Genomic DNA, 19,043 nt, shown 5'->3' with positions numbered 1-19,043 from the left:
GGGTGGCGGGGAGAGCGCGGATCTTGCGTTTTCGCAGCAGGTCGGGGCGCGTCCGGGGTTGCTGTGCCGAGGTGTTGCCGAGTGCCGCCCGGCCGGGGCTACCCGCGAGTAGGGGTTGGTCCGGCGGGGTTATACGCTGCACGCATGCCGTATCTGGATCGTCAGGGAGATGTGTTCGTGCTGCACCTCGGGAACGAGGGGCAGACCGACAGCGAGAACCGTTTCCACCCGGACTGGATCGACGAACTGCACGGGCTGCTCGACACCGTGGAGGCCTCCGAGGGGCCCGCGGCGCTGGTGACGACGGCGACCGGCAAGTTCTACAGCAACGGCCTCGACACCGACTGGCTGTTCGGCAACCTCGGCGAGATGCACGGCTACCTGGACAAGGTGCACTCGGTCTACACGCGGCTGCTGACCTTCCCGCTGCCCACCGTCGCCGCCGTCAACGGGCACGCGTTCGGCGCGGGCGCCATGCTCGCCACCTCGCACGACTTCCGCGTGATGCGCGCCGACCGCGGCTTCTGGTGCCTGCCGGAGGTGCACCTCGGGATGCCGTTCACCGTCGGCATGAACGCCCTGCTCACCCATCGCCTGAGCAACCAGGTGTGTGTGCAGGCCATGACCACCGGCCACCGCTTCCCGGCCGATCAGGCCATCGCGGCGGGCATCGTGGACGAGGCCGCCGACGCCGAGGCGTTGCTGCCCGCCGCCGTCGCGCGGGCCGCGGCACTGGTGGGCAACCGCAAGCCGAACCTGCCCATCATCAAGCGCGCGCTGCACGCCGACGCGCTCGCCGGACTCGCGGTGCCGACCAGCCCGGAGAACCTGGCGTTCGCCGTGGGCTGAGCCCGGCCACGCCCGCGCCGGGCGACACCGATGCGACGGGCGCGCGGCGCAGTGCCAGACTGTGTGCCATGCCACCACCGCGCAGCGGGCCACCGGAGACGAGCGGCGCGACGCGCGCCGTCCGCGCCGACGACGCCGCCGCGACCTCGGACGCCGCCGTGTGGGCGGCGCGTGACCGGCTCGTCGACCTGTCGCACGCCATCCACGCCGAACCGGAGCTGGCTTTCGAGGAGACGCGCAGCGTCGCCAAGACCATCGCGCCGCTGGCCGAACGCGGCTTCGAGATCGAGACCGGTGTCGCCGAGCTGCCCACGGCGTTTCGAGCACGCTTCGGCAGCGGCGCGCTGACCGTCGGGATCTGCGCCGAATACGACGCGCTGCCCGAGATCGGCCACGCCTGCGGGCACAACATCATCGCGGCGTCGGCGGTGGGCGCGGCGCTCGGCCTGGCCGAGGTGGCCGACGCGCTGGGACTCACCGTCGTGGTGCTGGGCACGCCCGCCGAGGAGAGCGGCGGCGGCAAGGTGCTCATGCTCGAGCGCGGCGCGTTCGACGACATCGCCATGGCGATGATGGTGCACCCCGGTCCCTACGACATCGCGGGCGCGCGATCGCTGGCGCTGGCCGATCTGGGCGTGGTCTTCCACGGGCGCGAGGCGCATGCCAGCGCGGCGCCGGAGATGGGCCGCAATGCGGGCGACGCCGTCACCGTCGCGCAGGTGGCGCTGGGTTTGCTGCGTCAACACCTCCAGCCCGGCCAGCAACTTCACGGTATAGTCGGCGACGGCGGCGTAGCCCCCAACATCGTGCCCGGCCGTGCGGAACTGCTCTACTACCTGCGCGCAGTCGACTCCGCGGCCCTCGACGATCTGATGCGACGCGCATCGGCTTGTTTCGAGGCGGGTGCGCTCGCGACCGGATGCACCCACGAAATCCGGACGCTGGCGCCCACATATACCGAGCTGACGCCCGATCCGGCACTACTGTGTGCCTATCGCGAGCAGATCGCCGGCCTGGGACGGGTGCCGATCGCACCGGAACTCGAGGCGCGGCGCCCGCTCGGCAGCACCGATATGGGCAACGTCACCAACGTCATCCCGGGCATCCATCCGGTCATCGGCATCGACGCCGGTGCAGCGGTGACGCATCAGCCCGAGTTCGCCGCGGCGAGCGTCAACGCCTCGGCGGATCGTGCGGTCATCGATGGGGCGATCGCGCTCGCGCGTACCGCCGTGGCCGTCGCCCGCGATGAAGAACACAGAGACAGGTTGTTGCAACGACTGCTCCAACGACAGGAGGACATTCGGTGAGCACTTCCGGCCGATCGGGGGCGCGAGGCATGGGCCCCGAGGCGTCGGCACGCGGTATCGCGGAGGGTCCCGCGAGCGCCGCGCTGTCGAACGCCTCGGCACGGGCGACGGGACCCAAGGCCGCGGCCTGTCTCGTCCCCGACGCTCCCGGCAGGGCCGACTCCGCGACGACGGCGCGCCGCCTGGTGGACGGCTGGCTGGTCGAGCACGCCGACGACCTGGTGCAGTGGCGCAGGCACATCCACGCCAACCCGGAACTGTCGCGCACCGAGTTCGCCACCACCGAGTTCGTCGCCACCTGGCTCACCAAGGCCGGCCTGAACCCGCAGCGCATGCCGGGCGGCACCGGCCTGATCTGCGATATCGGCCCGGAGGGTCCGCGCATCGGCCTGCGCGCCGATATGGACGCGCTGCCGTTGCAGGAGTTCACCGGGCTCAGCTTCGCCTCGACCGTGCCCGGCGTCTCGCACGCGTGCGGCCACGACGCGCACACCACCATCCTGCTCGGCACCGCGCTGGCGCTGGCGGAGGTGCCCGACCTGCCCGTCGGCGTGCGGCTGGTGTTCCAGCCCGCCGAGGAGGTCATGCCTGGCGGCGCCATCGATATGGTCGCCGCGGGTGCGATGGAGGGTGTGGAGCGGATCTTCGCGCTGCACTGCGATCCGCGCCTCGAGGTGGGCCGGGTGGGCGTGCGGGTCGGTGCGATCACCTCGGCCGCCGACACGGTGGAACTCGTGCTGGACTCGCCGGGCGGCCACACCTCGCGCCCGCACCTGACCAGCGATCTGGTGTACGCGATCGGCACCGTGATCACCGGGCTGCCCGGCTTGCTGAGTCGCCGCATCGACCCGCGCACCAGCACGGTGATGGTGTGGGGTGCGGTGTCGGCGGGCAAGGCGCCCAACGCGATTCCGCAGACCGGCATGCTCACCGGTACGGTGCGCACCGGCGATCACGCGACGTGGTCGCTGCTGGAGCCGATGGTGCACGAGATCGTCGACGGCCTGCTCGCCCCCACCGGCGTGCGCTACCAGCTCAACTACCGCCGCGGCGTGCCGCCGGTGGTCAACGACGAGCACTCGACCCGCGTGTTCGAGGACGCCATCCGCGCCCTCGGCCCCGACGCGCTGGCCGACACTCCGCAGTCCGGCGGCGGCGAGGACTTCTCCTGGTACCTGGAGGAGGTCCCCGGCGCCATGGCGCGCCTGGGCGTCTGGTCCGGCCACGGCGACCAGCTCGACCTGCACCAGCCGACTTTCGACATCGACGAACGCGCCCTCGCGGTAGGCGTACGAGTCCTGACGAACATCGTGCTGCAACAGCCGCCGCGCTAGCCGGTTTGCCGCTCCCCGGGCTCGTCCCGGGGAGCGCCCCTACCCCGAGAAGTTCCCCGGTCCCACGTTCCGGCTGTTGCGCGTGCGCAAACCGTGCACGTATTCCTCTGGCGCGCCTGCCTTTTCGGCGGCGTCGGCGATCACGCCGAGGTAGCGGGCCGAGGGGTGCCCGCCCTCGTAGGCGTCCAGGACGTAGAGCCAGGCCAGGCGGGGTTCGGTGCCGCTGCCGGGGCTGGGGGTGACGCGCAGGCGGATCTTCTTGTGGATGCCGAAATCCGAACCCTCCCAGCGGTCCAGACGCTGTTCGTCCTCGGGGGACACGTCGTAGAGCACCACGAACACGCGCGAGCCCGGGTCCTCGACGACCGTGGCCAGCGGCCCTTCCCACCCGATGTCGTCGCCGGCGAAGGTGAGTCGCCAGCCCTCCAGCCATCCGGTCCCGTTCATGGGGGAGTGCGGGCAGCGCTCGAGCATCTGGGACGGATCCATGTTGGACCCGTAGGCGGCGTAGATCGGCACGTGCAAGAGCGTAGCCAATAACCGCGCGGGATCTTCCGTATCCCGCCCATATGACGCCGTGTTCGCCGGGCACGGTGCGGCTCACGACGCCGCGACCACTAACGTTGTGCCCGGTACCGGAGATCCCGGTCGACAGCCCGAGCGGAGGTATCCATGACCCGCATTGCGATCATCGGCGGCGGACCGGCCGGTTACGAAGCGGCTCTCGTCGCGGCCCAGCACGGCGCGGAGGTGACGCTGATCGACCGCGACGGCATCGGTGGCGCGTGTGTGCTGTGGGACTGCGTCCCCTCCAAGACCTTCATCGCCTCGACCGGAGTGCGCACGGATCTGCGCCGGGCCAAGGATCTGGGCATCACGCTCGACCCGAGCCAGGCCGCGGTGCGGCTGCCCGAGGTGAACGCCCGCGTGAAGGCGCTGGCGCTGGCCCAGTCCTCCGACATCCGGTCCAAGCTGCAGTCGGCCGGGGTGACGGTGGTGTCGGGCCGGGCCGAGTTCACCGGCGCCGCGCAGGGCCGTGGCCCGCACCGCCTGCTGGTGCGCGCCGATGGCGGCGCGGAACGCGAGCGGGTGCTCGAGGCCGAGGTGGTGCTGATCGCGACGGGCGCGAGCCCGCGGGTGCTGCCGGGCGCGGAGCCCGACGGTGAGCGCATCCTGACCTGGCGCCAGCTCTACGACCTGCGCGAACTGCCGGAGACCCTGGTGGTGGTCGGTTCCGGTGTCACGGGCGCCGAATTCGTCTCGGCCTACACGGAATTGGGCGTGCGGGTGAAGCTGGTGTCCAGCCGCGACCGGGTGCTGCCCGGCGAGGACGCCGACGCGGCGCTGGTGCTGGAGGAGGCGCTGGCCGAGCGCGGCGTGGAACTGGTCAAGCACGCGCGCGCCGACGCGGTGGAGCGCACCGCCGAGGGCATCGTGGTGAAACTGTCCGACGGCCGCACGGTGAGCGGCACGCACGCGCTGATGACGGTCGGCTCCACTCCCAATACGAGTGATCTCGGTCTCGCGGAAGTGGGCATCGAACTCGACCGCGGCGGCTATCTGCGGGTGGACCGCGTCTCGCGCACTTCGGTGTCGGGCGTCTACGCCGCGGGCGACTGCACGGGCCTGCTGCCGCTGGCCTCGGTGGCCGCCATGCAGGGCCGCATCGCGATGTATCACGCGCTGGGCGAGGGCGTGAGCCCGATCCGTCTGAAGACGGTGGCCTCGGCGGTGTTCACCCGCCCGGAGATCGCGACCGTCGGCGTGAGCCAGACCGCGATCGACAACGGTGAGGTGCCCGCGCGCACTGTCATGCTGCCGCTGAACACCAATCCGCGGGCCAAGATGTCGGGGCTGCGGCGCGGCTTCGTCAAGATCTTCTGCCGCCCCGCGACCGGCGTGGTGATCGGTGGTGTGGTGGTCGCGCCGATCGCCTCGGAGCTGATCCTGCCCATCGCGCTGGCGGTGCAGAACAACCTCACGGTCAACGACTTGGCGCAGACGTTCTCGGTGTACCCGTCGCTGACCGGATCGGTGACCGAGGCGGCGCGCCTGCTCATGCGCCACGACGACCTCGATTGAGTGATGTTGCCTGCACGGGGATTTCACCGCGTTGCCCCGGGGGCGTAGTTGTGGTTGACTCCCCGGCAGAGATGCGATCGGCGGGCGGTCGCGTGTACTGGTGTGGGGGATGTTTTCTTTCCCGAACCGGACAGCGGACGACCCAGGGTCGTCCGGCGATCGAGTGCCGTCTCGCAGGGACAGGCTGAGTGTGACCGCCACGGTCGCACCCGGGAAGGAATTGGCGGAAAAGTGAAACATCGTAAGCCGAGTCGGGCGCAGCGAGCGATGGCTAGCACCTCGTTGCCACTGGCCGCAGCGGCCGCGGTGGCGACGCTGCTGGCGGCGCCGGCGGGGGCGGTTCCGAACGATCCGACCACGCCGACCACTCCCGCTCCGGCCCAGCCGGGCACCGGCGAGAGTGACGAGAACACCCCGGGTGACGAGCGCGAGCGGCCCGGACAGGGCGGGCAGAACAACCCGACCCCGAGCCAGCCGGGAGTGAGCACCCCGGACCCCAACCAGGTCATGCCGGAGCAGCCGCAGGATCCGCGACTGGCCACGCCGACGCAGCCGGGTGTCACCCCGCCGCGCGTCGCGCCGCTGCCGGTACCGGGCCAGCCGGCCGCGAACACCGAGAACGAGGGCGCCGAGCCCACGCCGGTGCAGCCGGGCACCACCTCGCCGGACGCGCCGGAGGGCGGGCAGGCCGAGAACCCGGACGCCCCCGCCGCGGGTGCCGACGAGGACGACGAGGCGAGCGCCGCGCAGCCGGAGCAGCCGTCGGGCGCCGACACTCTGGTACAGGAGCCGCGCTGGGAGGCCCCGCGCCACGAGGCCGCCCCCGCCGCGCCGGTCGTCGAGATGACCGGTCCGCACCAGGAGATCGGCGCGAGCGTCGACGGCGGCACACTGCTGCCGGGCCACGTCGCCAACACCCACCACTTCAGCAACGAAGCGGGCTACGTCGGCACCATCGGCTACAGCACCCCCACCGGTCGCGGTGAGGCGGGCGTCTCGGTCGAGTTCGTCGACGTCAACACCATCAAGGTCGCCAGCTTCACCGGTGGCGAGGGCCTGCCCGACAACCAGAGCTCCTTCGTGGTCGACACCACCCAGGTGAATCTGGCGAAGGCCGCGGTCGAGCAGTGGATCGCCCAGCAGCCGGGCGGAGCGGCCGCGCTGGAGGCCGCCTCGCAGGTTAAACTGCCGACGATCGTGCCCGCGGGTGATCTGGCGCCGCAGACGGTCAACGTCGCTGGTGTGACCACCCAGTGGGGTGGTTCGTTCCAGTACTGAGATGAGCTGTCGGCGGGTGGGGCGGTCGTTCGCGACCGCCCCACCCGTGTGTTCAGGGGAAAGGATTGGCAGTGGGCTCCGAGGACGACGCCAGGGACAAAGACGCCGGGTCGGCGTTCGGCCCGCCGGTGAACGACTTCGGGCCGCCGGTGCGCGATTTCGGCGGTCCCGAGTTGGGCGAGGCCGGTGCGCAGTGGCCCGGTGATCACCCGGAGGTGGGCTGGCGTCCCGCCGACGGTGGCGCTCCGCCGGTGCCCCCGCCTCCGCCGCAGTACCGCGCGCCCGAGACCACGGTCTTCCCCGACAATCCACCGCCGCGACCGGCACCGCCGCCCGCGCCCGAGGCGGACAACGCCACCGACGCCACGGTGCGCTACTCCACGGGCACGCCCCCGCCTCCGACGCCCCCGGCCGGTGGTGGTTCGGAGCGCTGGTGGAGCCCCACCGATTCGGGCGACGTACCGAAGCCGCCCGCGGAGTCGCGTGCCGCCGGCTCCGGTCTCTCCTGGGTCGACGACCCGATCGCCAAGCGTCTCGCGCCGAGCGCGCCCGTCGCGCCGCCGAGCAGCGGGTCGAACGGCAATATGCGCTGGATCGTGACCGGTGTGGCGGCCGCGCTGGCCGTGGTGATCGCGCTCGTCGTGATCGTGGTCGCCCTCGGCGGCGGTGACGACGAGCCGGGCGACGCCACGGCCGCGCCCCCGCCCCCGTCGACCACCGCGGCTGCGCTGAGCTGCCCCGCCAGCCGGGAGGGCAACGTCGTGGTCGGCAACGGCAAGGGCGGCACCAGCAACGGGCCGGACGCGATCTTGGGCTTCCAGTATGCGTTCTACGTGGACCGCAGTGGTGAGCGGGTGCGCCAGTTCGTGGCTCCGGACGGGCGTTTCTCCCCGGCCGCCGAGATCCAGAAGGCGATCGACGAGAGCATCCCGCAGGGCACCACGCACTGCCTGCGCATCACGGAGACCGCGCCCGACACCTACGACGTCGCGCTCACCCAGCACAACCCCGACGGCATCACCACGGTGTACCCGCAGATCGTGACCACGGTGACCAGGGACGGACAGACGCTGCTCACCGCCATTCTCACCAAGAGCGCCAGCTAGTCTCATATCGTGGGAATGTAATTTCATATCGTGGTCACACTGTGCGACAGTGGGGTATCGCTGACCGAGGCGTACCCCCGGAGGTTTCCCATGTCGCCGACCCTGCCGCCGCTGGCGGGCAAACTCGCCACGCTGAAGAGCTCGGCGATCCGCGACCTGCTGAAGCTGACCACCCGCGCCGAGGTGGTCAGCCTGGCGGGCGGGCTGCCCGATGCGGCGCTCATGCCGCGCGAGCGCATCGCCGCGGCCGCCGACGCGGCGCTCGCCGGGGCCGGGTGCCTCCAGTACACCGAGTCGCCCGGCTGGGGTCCGCTGCGCGACGTGCTGGCCGCCCGCGAATCCGCGCGGCTCGGGCGGCCGGTGCCGGTCTCGGAGGTGTTCGTCACGCACGGGTCGCAGCAGGCGCTCTCGCTGCTCGCCGAGGTGCTGCTCGATCCCGGCGCGCTGGCCGTGGTGGAGGACCCGGCGTATGTCGGTGCGCTGCAAGTGTTCCGGGCGGCGGGCGCGCGGATCGTCGCGGTGCCGCTGGACGGTGAGGGCATGCGCGTGGACGCGCTGCGCGAGCTGCTGGCGCGTGGGGAACGTCCCGCGGTGGTTCACACGGTGAGCAATTTCCACAACCCGGGCGGGGTCACCATGAGCCCGCGCCGCCGCCGCGAACTCGCGGAACTGGCTGTCGCCCATGGTTTCTGGGTGATCGAGGACGACCCGTACGGCGAGCTGTGGTTCGACGAACCCACACCGGAACCGGTGGCGATGTTCTCGCCCACCGTGATTCGCCTCTCCAGCGTGTCCAAGATCCTCGCGCCCACCCTGCGCGTGGGCTGGATGGTGGCGCCCGATGCGGTGTGCCGCGCGGTCGAGTTGCTGAAACAGGGTGCGGACCTGTGCGGTTCGGCGCTCACCCAGCAGATCGCCACCGAATTGCTCTCGGACGACGCGTGGTTGAGCGCGCACGTCGATCGCGTGCGCGCCGCCTACGGCGAGCGGGCCAAGGCGCTCGTGCACGCGGTGCGCACCCGTTTCGGCGACCGGATCACCTGCACCGACGCCACCGGCGGCATGTTCGTGTGGGCCGACTTCACCGACGGCACCGATACCGGCGCCCTGCTGCCCCGAGCGCTGGAGGCGGGCGTCGCGTTCGTGCCCGGTTCGGCGTTCGCGGTCGGCGAGGGCTACCGGCACTCGCTGCGCATGTGCTTCACGACCTCCGACGCACAGACGCTGGAGACGGCGATCGACCGCCTCGCCCAGGCGCACGCGGGGTAGCGCGGTCCCAGCGGTCCATACGCCTCGGCGCTGGACGAATCAGCGGCACGTGCCTGGACTCGGCGGTTCGCGCGTGGGTTGGGTGGTGGCAGGCACCTGGGTTGAGCGGTCGGCGCGTGGGTTGAGCGGTAGGCGTGTGGGTTGGGCGGCAGCGGCTGTGGGTTGGGCGGCGCGCACTCCAGGTTGGGCGGAAGGCGCGTGCGTTGGGCGGCGGGCGTGTGGGTTGAGCGGCAGGCACGTGAGTTGGGCCGCAGGCGCTTGGGTTGAGCGGCGCGCACTCCGGGTTCGGCGGCAGGCGCTCGGACAGCGCAACGCGTCCGCGGATCGGCCGCTTGAACGCCGGTGCGCGGCGAGTGCGGCCGCACGCCGTCTCGGCCCTGCGCTCAGTCCACCCAGTCGTACGTGCGCTCCACCGCCTTGTTCCACGCCGCGATGCGGCGCGCGCGGTCCTCGGCCGCCATGGTCGGCCGCCACGTGGTGTCGGCGGCCCAGTTGGCGCGGATCTCGTCGGTGCTCGGCCAGTAGCCCACGGCCAGGCCCGCGGCGTAGGCGGCGCCGAGTGCGGTGGTCTCGGTGACGACCGGGCGCACCACGGGCACGTCGAGCACGTCGGACTGGAACTGCATGAGCAGGTCGTTGCCGGTCATGCCGCCGTCCACCTTCAGCGTGGTCAGTTCCAGGTCCAGGTGCTGGGATTCGGCGTCGGCGCGCATCGCGTCCACCACCTCCAGGGTCTGGAAGGCGGTGGATTCCAGCACGGCGCGGGCCAGGTGCGCGCGGTTGACGAAACGGGTGAGCCCCGCGATGACGCCGCGCGCGTCCGGGCGCCAGCGCGGCGCGAACAGCCCGGAGAAGGCGGGCACGATATAGGCGCCGCCGTTGTCCTCGACGCTGCGGGCGAGCGGTTCGATCTCGTCGGCGGAGGCGATGATGCCCAGGTTGTCGCGCAACCATTGCACCAGCGAGCCGGTCACCGCGATGGAGCCTTCCAGCGCGTACACCGCGGGCTGGTCGCCGAGCCGATAGCAGACGGTGGTGAGCAGGCCGTGCTTGCTGAACACCGGCGTGGTGCCGGTGTTGAGCAGCATGAAATTGCCTGTGCCGTACGTGTTCTTGGCCTCGCCGGGCAACAGGCAGGCCTGCCCGAAGGTGGCGGCCTGTTGATCGCCGAGGATGCCGGCCACCGGAACGCCCGCCAGCGGGCCGGAGGTGATCTCCCCGTACACCTCGGAGGAACTGCGGATCTCGGGGAGCATCGCCTCCGGGATGCCGAACTCGGCGCAGATCCGCGGATCCCAGCTCGAGGTGCGCAGATCCATCAGCATGGTGCGCGAGGCGTTGGTGACGTCGGTGACGTGCAGGCCGGTGAGGTTCCACAGCACCCACGAGTCGATGGTGCCGAAGCACAGTTCCCCGGCCTCGGCCCGTTCCCGCGAGCCGGGCACGTGATCGAGGATCCACCGCAGCTTGGGGCCCGCGAAGTAGGTGGACAGCGGCAGTCCGGTGCGGTCGGCGTAGCGGGTGGGGCCGTGCTCGCCGCCGAGTTCGCCGACGAGCCGGTCGGTGCGGGTGTCCTGCCAGACGATGGCGTTGTGGATCGGCTCGCCGGTCGCGCGCTCCCACACCACGGTGGTCTCGCGCTGGTTGGTGATGCCGACGGCGGCGATGTCGGCCGCGCTCAGCGACTGCCGGCCGAGCACCTCGCCGAGGACGAGTTCGGTGTTGCGCCAGAGGGTTTCGGGGTCGTGCTCGACCCAGCCGGGCTTCGGGAAGAGCTGCTCGTGTTCGCGCTGGGCCACCCCGATCACGCGGCCGCCCTGGTCGAAGACGATGCACCTGCTCGATGTCGTGCCCTGATCGATGGCGGCCACATAGCGACGCATTGCAGCAGGTTACTAAACGCCGCCCCGACCGTGGGCCGCATCGCGCGCGGTGACCACCGCGACACACCTGGACCCGCCGACGGGGACGAGACCCGGCGGTTCGCATAGCCTGTAACCCGAGCACGTGCCAGGCGATACCCGCGACATGAGGGCGCTGGGTGTGGAGGTGTCGAGCATGACCAAGAAACCGGATTCGCAGTTCCTCGGCCCCGAGCAGCGGCGCGCGGCCTGGGAACGGCTCGGCAAGGAGCACTTCGACGTGCTCGTCATAGGCGGCGGCGTGGTGGGCGCCGGTGTCGCGCTGGACGCGGCGACCCGTGGCCTGTCGGTGGCCCTGGTGGAGGCGCGCGATCTCGCGTCGGGCACCTCGAGCAGGTCGTCGAAGATGTTCCACGGCGGCCTGCGCTACCTCGAACAGCTGGAGTTCGGGCTGGTCCGCGAGGCCCTGCGCGAACGGGAGCTGGCGCTCTCGACGCTCTCGCCGCACCTGGTGAAACCGCTGCGGTTCCTCTACCCGCTCACCCGCCGGGTCTGGGAGCGGCCGTACGTGGCCTCGGGCCTGGTGCTCTACGACACCATGGGCGGCGCGAAATCCGTTCCGGGACAGCATCATCTGACCAGGGCGGGCGCGCTGCGACTGGCGCCCGGCATGCGCAGGGATTCGCTGGTCGGCGGCGTGAGCTACTACGACACCGTGGTCGACGACGCCCGCCACACCATGACGGTGGCGCGCACGGCCGCCCACTACGGCGCGGTGATCCGCACGTCCACGCAGGTCGTGGGATTCCTGCGGGAGGCCGACCGCATCGTGGGCGCCAAGCTGCGCGACAGCGAGGACGGTCGTTCGGGCGAGGTGCGCGCGCACGTGGTGATCAACGCGACCGGTGTGTGGACCGACGAGGTGCAGGCGCTCTCGCACAATCGCGGCCGCTTCCACGTGCGCGCGTCCAAGGGCGTGCACATCGTGGTGCCGCGCGACCGGATCGTCAGCGACGCCGCGATCATCCTGCGTACCGCGACGTCGGTCCTGTTCGTCATCCCGTGGGGCGCGCACTGGATCGTCGGGACCACCGACACCGACTGGAACCTCGACCTCGCGCACCCGGCCGCCACCAAAGCCGATATCGACTACCTGCTGGAACGGGTGAACGAGGTGCTGGTCACCCCGCTCACCCCCGCCGACATCACCGGCGTGTACGCGGGGCTGCGGCCGCTGCTGGCGGGGGAGAGCGATTCGACCTCGAAGCTCTCGCGGGAGCACGCCGTCGCGCGGATCGCGCCCGGCTTGGTCGCCATCGCGGGCGGCAAGTACACCACCTACCGGGTGATGGCCTACGACGCCGTCGATGAAGCGGCGCAGGACATTCCGGCGCGGGTGTCGCCGTCGATCACCGAGAAGGTGCCGCTGCTCGGCGCGGACGGGTACTTCGCGCTGGTGAACCAGACCGTGCAGCTGGCCGAGTCCTACGGCGTGCACCCGTACCGCGTGAAGCATCTGCTGGACCGCTACGGCTCGCTCATCGACGAGGTGATGGCGATGGCGCAGGGCAAACCCGAACTGCTGCAACCGATCACCGACGCGCCGTCCTACCTCCAGGTGGAGGCGGTGTACGCGGCGGCGGCCGAGGGCGCGCTGCACCTGGACGACATCCTGGCCCGGCGCACCCGCATCTCCATCGAGTACTCGCACCGGGGTGCGGACTGCGCCGAACAGGTGGCGCGGCTGGTCGCCCCGGTGCTCGGCTGGGACGAGGCCGAGATCGACCGCGAGATCAGCACCTACCGCGCCCGCGTGGACGCCGAGATCCGCTCCCAGACCCAGCCTGACGACGCCTCCGCCGACGCCCTGCGCGTGGCGGCACCGGAACCCCGCCCCGAGATTCTGGAGCCGGTGCCCGCCGACGGGTAGGGGCGCGCTGGCCCACGCGGTGTGATGGGCTACGGACACGTCGGAGAGAGGCTGTCACCGCGCTCCCCGGCGGTCCAATGCTGTGTTGTCCTGTGCGCCAACGTAATGCCTCACATTGATGTGAAAGTCGAGTCGGGATCCTGAGATCGGCTCGCGCGGCGGGGATCATGAGGTGGCCGGAGCGGTCTGGAAGGCGTGGAATTCGGCGGCGTTGTGGGCGGAGAAGATTCGCACCTCGTCCCCGTGGTCGCGGACGAGTTCGCGTAGGCGGTGCTGGTTTGCGCGGCGCGGGCCCGGCAGGGTTTCCACGCCGCGCTCGAACAGGGTGATGCCGAGGGGCTGGCGCGGGGTGGGGAGCAGTTGTCCGGGGTGGAAGTAGGCGTCGCCCGCGTTGAACAGCCAGCCCGCACCGGTGTCGACGGCGATGCCCGTGTGCCCGCGCGTGTGGCCGGCGAGCGGGACCAGCAGCACACCGGGCAGGCTCTCGAGGTCGCGCACGGCCTCGAATCCGAACCATTCGGTGCCGGTGTCGGCGTAGGAACGCCAGCGCGGCCCGTGCTCGAATTGTGCCGCGCGGTAACGGAATCGCTCCTGCGCGGTGTGCGCGCCCTGGAACGCGCGCAGTTCCTCGTCGTAGACGTGCACGGTGGCGCGCGGGAAGTCGGCCAGCCCGCCCGCGTGGTCGAGGTCGAGGTGGGTGAGCACGATGTCGCGCACGTCCTCGCGGCGGTAGCCCAGCGCTTCGATCTGCCGCACGAGGGTGCGGTCCGGGTCCAGCACGGGCCTGGTCAGCGTCACGAACCGGCGGCCGAGCCAGTCCGCCGGACGGTGCACGCTCTGCTCGCCCATGCCCGTCTCGAGCAGCGCGAGCCGGTCGTCGAATTCGAGAAGCAGGCAGTGGCACACCATTGCGGCCCGCCGCAGCAGACCGGGCGCGCCGTCGAGCAGGCCGCCGCCGAAGGGACGCATGGTGCCGCCGTCGAGATGATGGATACGCATCAGGGCTGCTCGCTTTCCAAGGTGGTGCGCAGGTGTTCGGCGACGACCCGCAACGGTGTGAGATCGCGCTGGGTCCTGGCCAGCAGCAGCGCGCCTTCGATCATGCTGAGCGCGAGCACGGACAGGGCATCGGCGCGGGCGGCCTCGATGCCCTTGCGGCGCACGAACTCCGCGATCGCCAGGCGCCAGGATTCGAATCCCTCGGCGCACGCCTGCCGGATGGGTTCGCTCGCCGACGAGGCGTCCAGTGCGACGGTGGCCAGCGGGCAGCCGCGCTGGAAGTCGGAGGCGCGCAGGTTCTCGGCCAGCGCCTCGACCACCGCGTCGGTGTCGCCCGCGGCGAGCGCGTCGGCCAGCAGGTCGCGCAACTGTTCGCTCGATCTGGCGAGCGCTTCGGCGGCGAGTTGTTCCTTGCCGCCGGGGAAGTGGAAGTAGAGCGAGCCCTTGGGCGCGCCGCCGGCGCTGACCAGTTGGTTCAGTCCGGTGGCGTGATAGCCCTGGGTGTGGAAGAGGTCGGCGGCGGCGTCGATGAACCGCTGCCGCGAGTCGGTACGAGGAGGCACCGGCCCACCGTACCTCGGATTATGACGACCGGTCTAGTTATCGTGCGGGCTGGTGCCCGACGATGATCCCCGGCCTGGGCGATTCCGGCGTGCCCGCGTAGGGCGGCTGATGCAGGAGCAGATAGCTGAAGGCGAGAGTCGCCGCCGTCGCGGTCAGTGCCGCGCACACGCGCGCCGCAACCGCGAACCGGGGACGCGGGCGCGCCGCCGCCGGGCTCGTCATCGTCGCTGCTCCTGTCGGGTGATCATCGTTCCGCCGCTCAGCCTGTCGTCCCGCGGCGCGCGATTGTTAGCAACTGATCGGCAACTGGCAGTGCGACCGCCCGCACGCAGAGATTTCCGGCCGTCGTGCACGATCGGCGACGGCGTGAACGAGAAACGCGCGCAACAGCTTCGGCGGGCGAACCTCGTGGATCCGGCCGAGGCGGCGGACGTCAGCGGCTGGGGGTTCGGCTGGCTGGACTGGCGCGTGACGGAGGAACGCCCGCCATGGGGCTTCGCGCGTCTGCTGCCGGCCCGGCTGAGTGGGGTGCGCTCGGTGCTGGATCTCGACACCGGCGGGGGTGAGGTCGTCGCCGCGGCTGCGACGCTGCCGGGAGGTATACGGCAGGCGCACCCTGACGTCGCTGTCAGGGTGCGCCCGGTTGGAGTGAGTAACGACTTGTCAGCCGGGCTGGTCGGTGATCGCGCGCACCTGCTGTTCGTACTCGGTGCGGACCTTCGCGTCGGCCGGGTGCAGGGCGCGGTCGCCGTCGAAGAGGCGGCGGACGAGGTGGACGGCGCGTTCGGGTGCGGCGGCCAGGGCGATGTCGAGCGGGGCGAGATAGTTGGGCACGGCGGTCTCGGCGGCGCGGGTCTGGCAGGTGCGCAGGATGGCGGCGGCCACGTCCTCGGGGTCGACGGTGGGCAGGCCCTTGCCGAGCGTCAGCCCCGACGAGAGCCGGGTGCGCACGGCCGAGGGCAGCACGCAGCTCACGCTCACCCCGCCGCCCGCGAATTCCAGGCGCGTGGCGGCCGAGAGCCCCACGGCCGCGAACTTGCTCGCGTTGTAGACGGCGAGGCCGGGGATCGGGACCTTGCCCGCCAGCGACGCGACGTTCACGATGTGCCCGAATCCGCGCTGGAGCATCCCCGGCGCGACGGCGCGCATCCCGTGGATGAGCCCCCACACGTTGATGTCCACGGTCGCGCGACCGACCGCGTCGGGCTCGTCCAGGAACGCGCCCGCCGGCATCACGCCCGCGTTATTGACCAGCACGTCCACCCGCCCGAGGTCGGCGACCACCGCGTCCCAGCGCTCGCGCTCGCGCACGTCGAGGGCGTAGGCGCGCCCGCCGATCGCGGCGGCCGCGGTCTCGGCGGCGGCGGCGTCCACGTCGGCGATCGCCACCGCGGCGCCCGCGTTCGCGAAGCGCTCGGCGGTGGCGAAGCCGATGCCGCGCCCGCCGCCGGTGATCAGCACGGTGGCCGCGCGCAGGTCGATATCGGGATAACCGTGACCGAGGATTCTCACGCGAACACTCCTTGTTCGAGGGCGCGGCGGGTGCTGCGCAGACTGTGGCGGAAGGTGTCGCGCGCGCGACGGCCGTCCATGAAGTTGGGGCCCATCACCGCGAGATCCTCGGCGGTCGCGCCGAGCACGAGGGTGCGCACGCCCGCCGCGCGCAGCACGGTGAGTTCCTGGTCGAGCCGGGCGCTCATACGGTCGCGCAGTTGGCGTTCCAGGAAGTGGCCGGGGCCGGTGGCGGGGACGGGTTCGGTCGAGGCCATCGGCACCAGCACCACGACCTCGTCGAGTCCGGCCGTGGCGAGCAGGTCGGCCGAGGCGGTGGAGCCCGCGCCGCCGTCCACGTAGTGCCGGTCGCCGATCCGGACGGGCGGGAACCAGCCGGGGATCGCCCACGACGCGCGCAGGGCCGCGCCGAGGGTCGCGGGCGGCGCCCAGGACGCGCCGAACGGCACCCGTTCGCCGGACGCGTTGTCCATGCTCACGAGCCAGGTCGCCGGATGCGGCACCCACTCCCGCCCGGGGTTCAGCGCTTCGGCGAGCCGCTGCAACCAGCTCGCGTCACCGCGGCCGGTCGGCAGCAGCCCGCTGCCCGCGGTGAGCACCCGCTGCGCCGAGCCGGCTCCGCGCAGGCTCAGGAGGGGAGACGCGGGCCAGGGGCGCGGCAGCGGCGGGAAGCGGCCTGGTGCGTCGCGCAGGTGCGCGAGCAGCGAGGGACGCGTGGTGCGGCCTTCCTGCATCGCGACGAGTTCGTCCACGGAGATTCCGCTGCCGAGCATGGTGACCAGCTCCGCGCCCGCCGAGGTGCCCAGCAGCACCTCGGCCTCGCGCGGATCCCAGTCGAGCACGTCGCGCACGGCGGCCAGCGCCGCCACGATCCACGCCGCGCCCACCGTGCCGCCGCAGCCGATGGCGAGACCACGCCGCTGTGGCCCATTCTTGTTACCCATGGTTCCGCACACTAGCAGAATTCAAATTCTCCCGGTATTTGAAATCTGGCGGTACGTAGAATGTCCGGCATGGCACGACTGACCAGGTCGCAGAGTCAGGCCCGCACCCGGGCCGACCTGCTCGCGACCGCCCGCGACCTGTTCCTCGCCGAGGGCTACGCCAAAACCTCCATGGAGCGCGTCGCCGAGGAGGCCGGCTACTCCAAGGGCGCGGTCTACTCCAACTTCCGCACCAAGAAGGAGCTGTGCCTCGAGGTGCTCGCGCTCATCCACGCCACCAAGTTCGCCGAGGTGACCGACCTGCTCGCCGGGTCCGACGACCTCGAGGCCCGGCTCGCCCGCTTCCAGTCCTGGGCCGAGCGGACGCTGGGCGACGTGGGCTGGACCATGCTCGAATTCGAGTTCGCCACCGTCGCGCGCGACGATCCGGAGCTGCGGGCCGCGCTGGTCTCGGCGCTGGACGTGGTGCGCGGCACGGTCGCGGCCCAATTGCAGACGCTCGCGGACGATCTCGGCCTGTCGTTGCCCCTGTCGCCCGAGGATGCCGCGGCCACGGTGCTGAGTCTCGGGCTCGGCGTCGGCATCCAGCGCGCGATCGACCCCACCGTGTCGGCGCGGGTGGTCACCGACGCGGTGCGGTTGCTGTTGAGCGCGGTGCGCGAACCGGCGCGCTGAGTCAGGGCGTGAAGTGCAGCGTCCACTCGCCGCGATAGTGCAGGCGGGTGACGTGCCCCGGCGGCACATCGATCCGCCAGAACGACTTCGGCGGCGAGTCCAGCGTCACCAGCAGCGCCGCCCGGACCACCGCGGGGTGGGTGACGGCGACGGTGGACATGCCCTCGGAGGCGATCTCGGCCATCCAGTACCTGGTCCGCTCGATCAGCTCGGTCACCGATTCGCCGCCGTGGCCCTTGTAGGACGGGTCGGTGAGCCACCGGTAGAGCTCGTCCTGCGGCACCGTCATCAGGTCGCCGCCCCGCCACGCGCCCGCGTCCAGATCGCGCAGCCGGGCGTCGCGCTCACCCGTCAGCCCCAGCTGCGCGGCGGTCTCGACGGCGCGGCGCTCCGGTCCGGTGAGGACGCGGGCGGCGCCGAGGGGAGCGCACGACGAGAGGGCGCGCCGGCCCGCCTCCGTGAGGGACTCGTCGACCGGGAACCGTGCCTTGCGCGTCGCCTCGGTCATGCCATGGCTGACCAGATCGAGTCTGAGCACCTTCCGCACGCAGGGAAGCGTACGACGCTGCGCGGGCCGAAGGATGGAATTCCGCAGGTGAACAGGGCTGTGCGGGGTGCGGTGTCGGTGGGCGGGTGCACACTGATCCCATGCCCTCGTTCACCACCGCCGAGTTCTCCCGCGCGACGCGCGAGTGGTTCGACGGTGCGTTCCCGGCCCCCACCTCGGCCCAGCTGGGGGCGTGGCGGGCCATCGCGGCGGGGGAGCACACCCTGGTGGTGGCTCCGACCGGGTCGGGCAAGACGCTCTCGGCGTTCCTGTGGGCGATCGACCGGCTCGCCGCGCGGAGTCCGGAGGAGATCGCCGACGGCACCACCGTGCTGTATGTGTCGCCCCTGAAGGCGCTGGCCGTGGACGTGGAACGCAATCTGCGCGCGCCGCTGGTGGGAGTCACACAGACGGCCAAGCGCCTGGGTCTCGAACCGCCCGAGATCACCGTGGGTGTGCGGTCGGGCGACACCGGTCCGGCCGAGCGCCGCGCCATGCAGCGCAAGCCGCCCGACATCCTCATCACCACGCCCGAATCGCTGTTCCTGCTGCTCACCTCGGCCGCGCGGAAGACCTTGCGCACGGTGCGCACCGTGATCGTCGACGAGGTGCACGCCATCGCGGGGTCCAAACGCGGGTCGCACCTGGCGCTCTCGCTGGCCCGGCTGGACGGGCTCACCGAGCGGCCCGCCCAGCGCGTCGGGCTCTCGGCCACCGTGCGGCCGCCGGAGGAGGTGGGCCGGTTCCTGGTGGGGCGCGCACCGATCACCATCGTGTCGCCG

Annotated in this window: 17 protein-coding genes and 1 pseudogene; 10 read left to right on the top strand and 8 right to left on the bottom strand. The window is 71.6% G+C overall.

The annotated features are described in order from the left end of the window. Nucleotides 1–144: 144 nt before the first annotated feature. From DFR74_RS28065 to DFR74_RS28055, 3 genes are all read left to right on the top strand, one after another. On the top strand, nt 145–849 hold the full coding sequence (locus DFR74_RS28065) for an enoyl-CoA hydratase-related protein (RefSeq protein ID WP_067510670.1): 705 nt from the start codon (nt 145–147) through the stop codon (nt 847–849). Between the two features lie 68 nt (nt 850–917). Then, a complete protein-coding gene (locus tag DFR74_RS28060) occupies nt 918–2,159 on the top strand; it encodes a M20 family metallopeptidase (RefSeq protein ID WP_084537799.1) in 1,242 nt (413 codons plus the stop codon). 185 nt (nt 2,160–2,344) lie between these two features. Then, entirely contained in the window at nt 2,345–3,493 is a 1,149-nt protein-coding gene (locus DFR74_RS28055) for a M20 family metallopeptidase (RefSeq protein ID WP_407675226.1), read from the top strand. Nucleotides 3,494–3,532: 39 nt separating this feature from the next. On the opposite strand, the gene DFR74_RS28050 is transcribed toward DFR74_RS28055, so the two are convergent. Continuing rightward, nucleotides 3,533–4,012, bottom strand: coding sequence for a gamma-glutamylcyclotransferase (locus tag DFR74_RS28050; protein ID WP_067510669.1), 480 nt, complete (start codon nt 4,010–4,012; stop codon nt 3,533–3,535). 153 nt (nt 4,013–4,165) lie between these two features. Here DFR74_RS28050 and DFR74_RS28045 point away from each other — a divergent pair, with 153 nt between their 5' ends. From DFR74_RS28045 to DFR74_RS28030, 4 genes are all read left to right on the top strand, one after another. Then, a complete protein-coding gene (locus tag DFR74_RS28045; protein WP_067510668.1) occupies nt 4,166–5,575 on the top strand; it encodes an NAD(P)H-quinone dehydrogenase in 1,410 nt (469 codons plus the stop codon). A 267-nt stretch (nt 5,576–5,842) separates the two neighbouring features. Next, entirely contained in the window at nt 5,843–6,853 is a 1,011-nt protein-coding gene (locus DFR74_RS28040; protein ID WP_232331790.1) for a hypothetical protein, read from the top strand. Between the two features lie 71 nt (nt 6,854–6,924). After that, nucleotides 6,925–7,959: a hypothetical protein gene (locus DFR74_RS28035; RefSeq protein ID WP_232331789.1), complete on the top strand. Its 1,035-nt coding sequence runs from the start codon at nt 6,925–6,927 to the stop codon at nt 7,957–7,959. Nucleotides 7,960–8,049: 90 nt separating this feature from the next. Then, entirely contained in the window at nt 8,050–9,228 is a 1,179-nt protein-coding gene (locus tag DFR74_RS28030) for an aminotransferase-like domain-containing protein (RefSeq protein ID WP_067510666.1), read from the top strand. Nucleotides 9,229–9,611: 383 nt separating this feature from the next. Here DFR74_RS28030 and glpK read toward each other — a convergent pair whose 3' ends face one another. Further along, nucleotides 9,612–11,111, bottom strand: coding sequence for a glycerol kinase GlpK (gene glpK, locus DFR74_RS28025; RefSeq protein WP_067510665.1), 1,500 nt, complete (start codon nt 11,109–11,111; stop codon nt 9,612–9,614). Nucleotides 11,112–11,286: 175 nt separating this feature from the next. Between glpK and DFR74_RS28020 the strand changes: the two genes are divergently transcribed. Next, nucleotides 11,287–13,020 carry a glycerol-3-phosphate dehydrogenase/oxidase gene (locus DFR74_RS28020; protein ID WP_067510699.1) on the top strand — a complete coding sequence of 578 codons (1,734 nt, stop codon included), beginning with the start codon at nt 11,287–11,289 and terminating at the stop codon, nt 13,018–13,020. A gap of 165 nt (nt 13,021–13,185) precedes the next feature. On the opposite strand, the gene DFR74_RS28015 is transcribed toward DFR74_RS28020, so the two are convergent. The 5 genes from DFR74_RS28015 to DFR74_RS27990 all read right to left on the bottom strand — a co-directional run bounded on the left by DFR74_RS28015 (nt 13,186) and on the right by DFR74_RS27990 (nt 17,039). Continuing rightward, complete coding sequence (locus DFR74_RS28015; RefSeq protein WP_067510664.1) at nt 13,186–14,019, bottom strand: MBL fold metallo-hydrolase; 834 nt, start codon at nt 14,017–14,019, stop codon at nt 13,186–13,188. Next, nucleotides 14,019–14,582, bottom strand: a complete 564-nt coding sequence (locus DFR74_RS28010; RefSeq protein ID WP_067510663.1) for a TetR/AcrR family transcriptional regulator — start codon at nt 14,580–14,582, stop codon at nt 14,019–14,021. Before DFR74_RS28010 ends, DFR74_RS28015 begins: the two co-directional genes overlap by 1 nt. Nucleotides 14,583–14,619: 37 nt before the next feature. Further along, the gene (locus DFR74_RS28005) at nt 14,620–14,805 is read right to left on the bottom strand and encodes a hypothetical protein (protein WP_067510662.1); all 186 of its coding nucleotides are present in this window, start codon (nt 14,803–14,805) and stop codon (nt 14,620–14,622) included. Between the two features lie 441 nt (nt 14,806–15,246). Then, nucleotides 15,247–16,095 carry an SDR family NAD(P)-dependent oxidoreductase gene (locus DFR74_RS27995; RefSeq protein WP_067510661.1) on the bottom strand — a complete coding sequence of 283 codons (849 nt, stop codon included), beginning with the start codon at nt 16,093–16,095 and terminating at the stop codon, nt 15,247–15,249. Then, entirely contained in the window at nt 16,092–17,039 is a 948-nt protein-coding gene (locus DFR74_RS27990; RefSeq protein ID WP_067510660.1) for a patatin-like phospholipase family protein, read from the bottom strand. Before DFR74_RS27990 ends, DFR74_RS27995 begins: the two co-directional genes overlap by 4 nt. Before the next feature lie 69 nt (nt 17,040–17,108). Here DFR74_RS27990 and DFR74_RS27985 point away from each other — a divergent pair, with 69 nt between their 5' ends. After that, entirely contained in the window at nt 17,109–17,714 is a 606-nt protein-coding gene (locus tag DFR74_RS27985) for a TetR/AcrR family transcriptional regulator (RefSeq protein ID WP_067510698.1), read from the top strand. 1 nt (nt 17,715) lies between these two features. On the opposite strand, the gene DFR74_RS27980 is transcribed toward DFR74_RS27985, so the two are convergent. Then, on the bottom strand, nt 17,716–18,261 hold the full coding sequence (locus DFR74_RS27980) for a histidine phosphatase family protein (RefSeq protein ID WP_067510659.1): 546 nt from the start codon (nt 18,259–18,261) through the stop codon (nt 17,716–17,718). A 101-nt stretch (nt 18,262–18,362) separates the two neighbouring features. Between DFR74_RS27980 and DFR74_RS38225 the strand changes: the two are divergent. Then, nucleotides 18,363–18,926: pseudogene (locus DFR74_RS38225) on the top strand (DEAD/DEAH box helicase); the annotation flags it as partial. Nucleotides 18,927–19,043 lie beyond the last annotated feature (117 nt).

The organism is Nocardia puris (assembly GCF_003315035.1).
GTDB classification, from domain to species: Bacteria; Actinomycetota; Actinomycetes; order Mycobacteriales; family Mycobacteriaceae; genus Nocardia; species Nocardia puris.
Note: the sequence above shows the minus strand (reverse complement) of the source record. Positions and strands in the feature narration are given on the sequence as shown.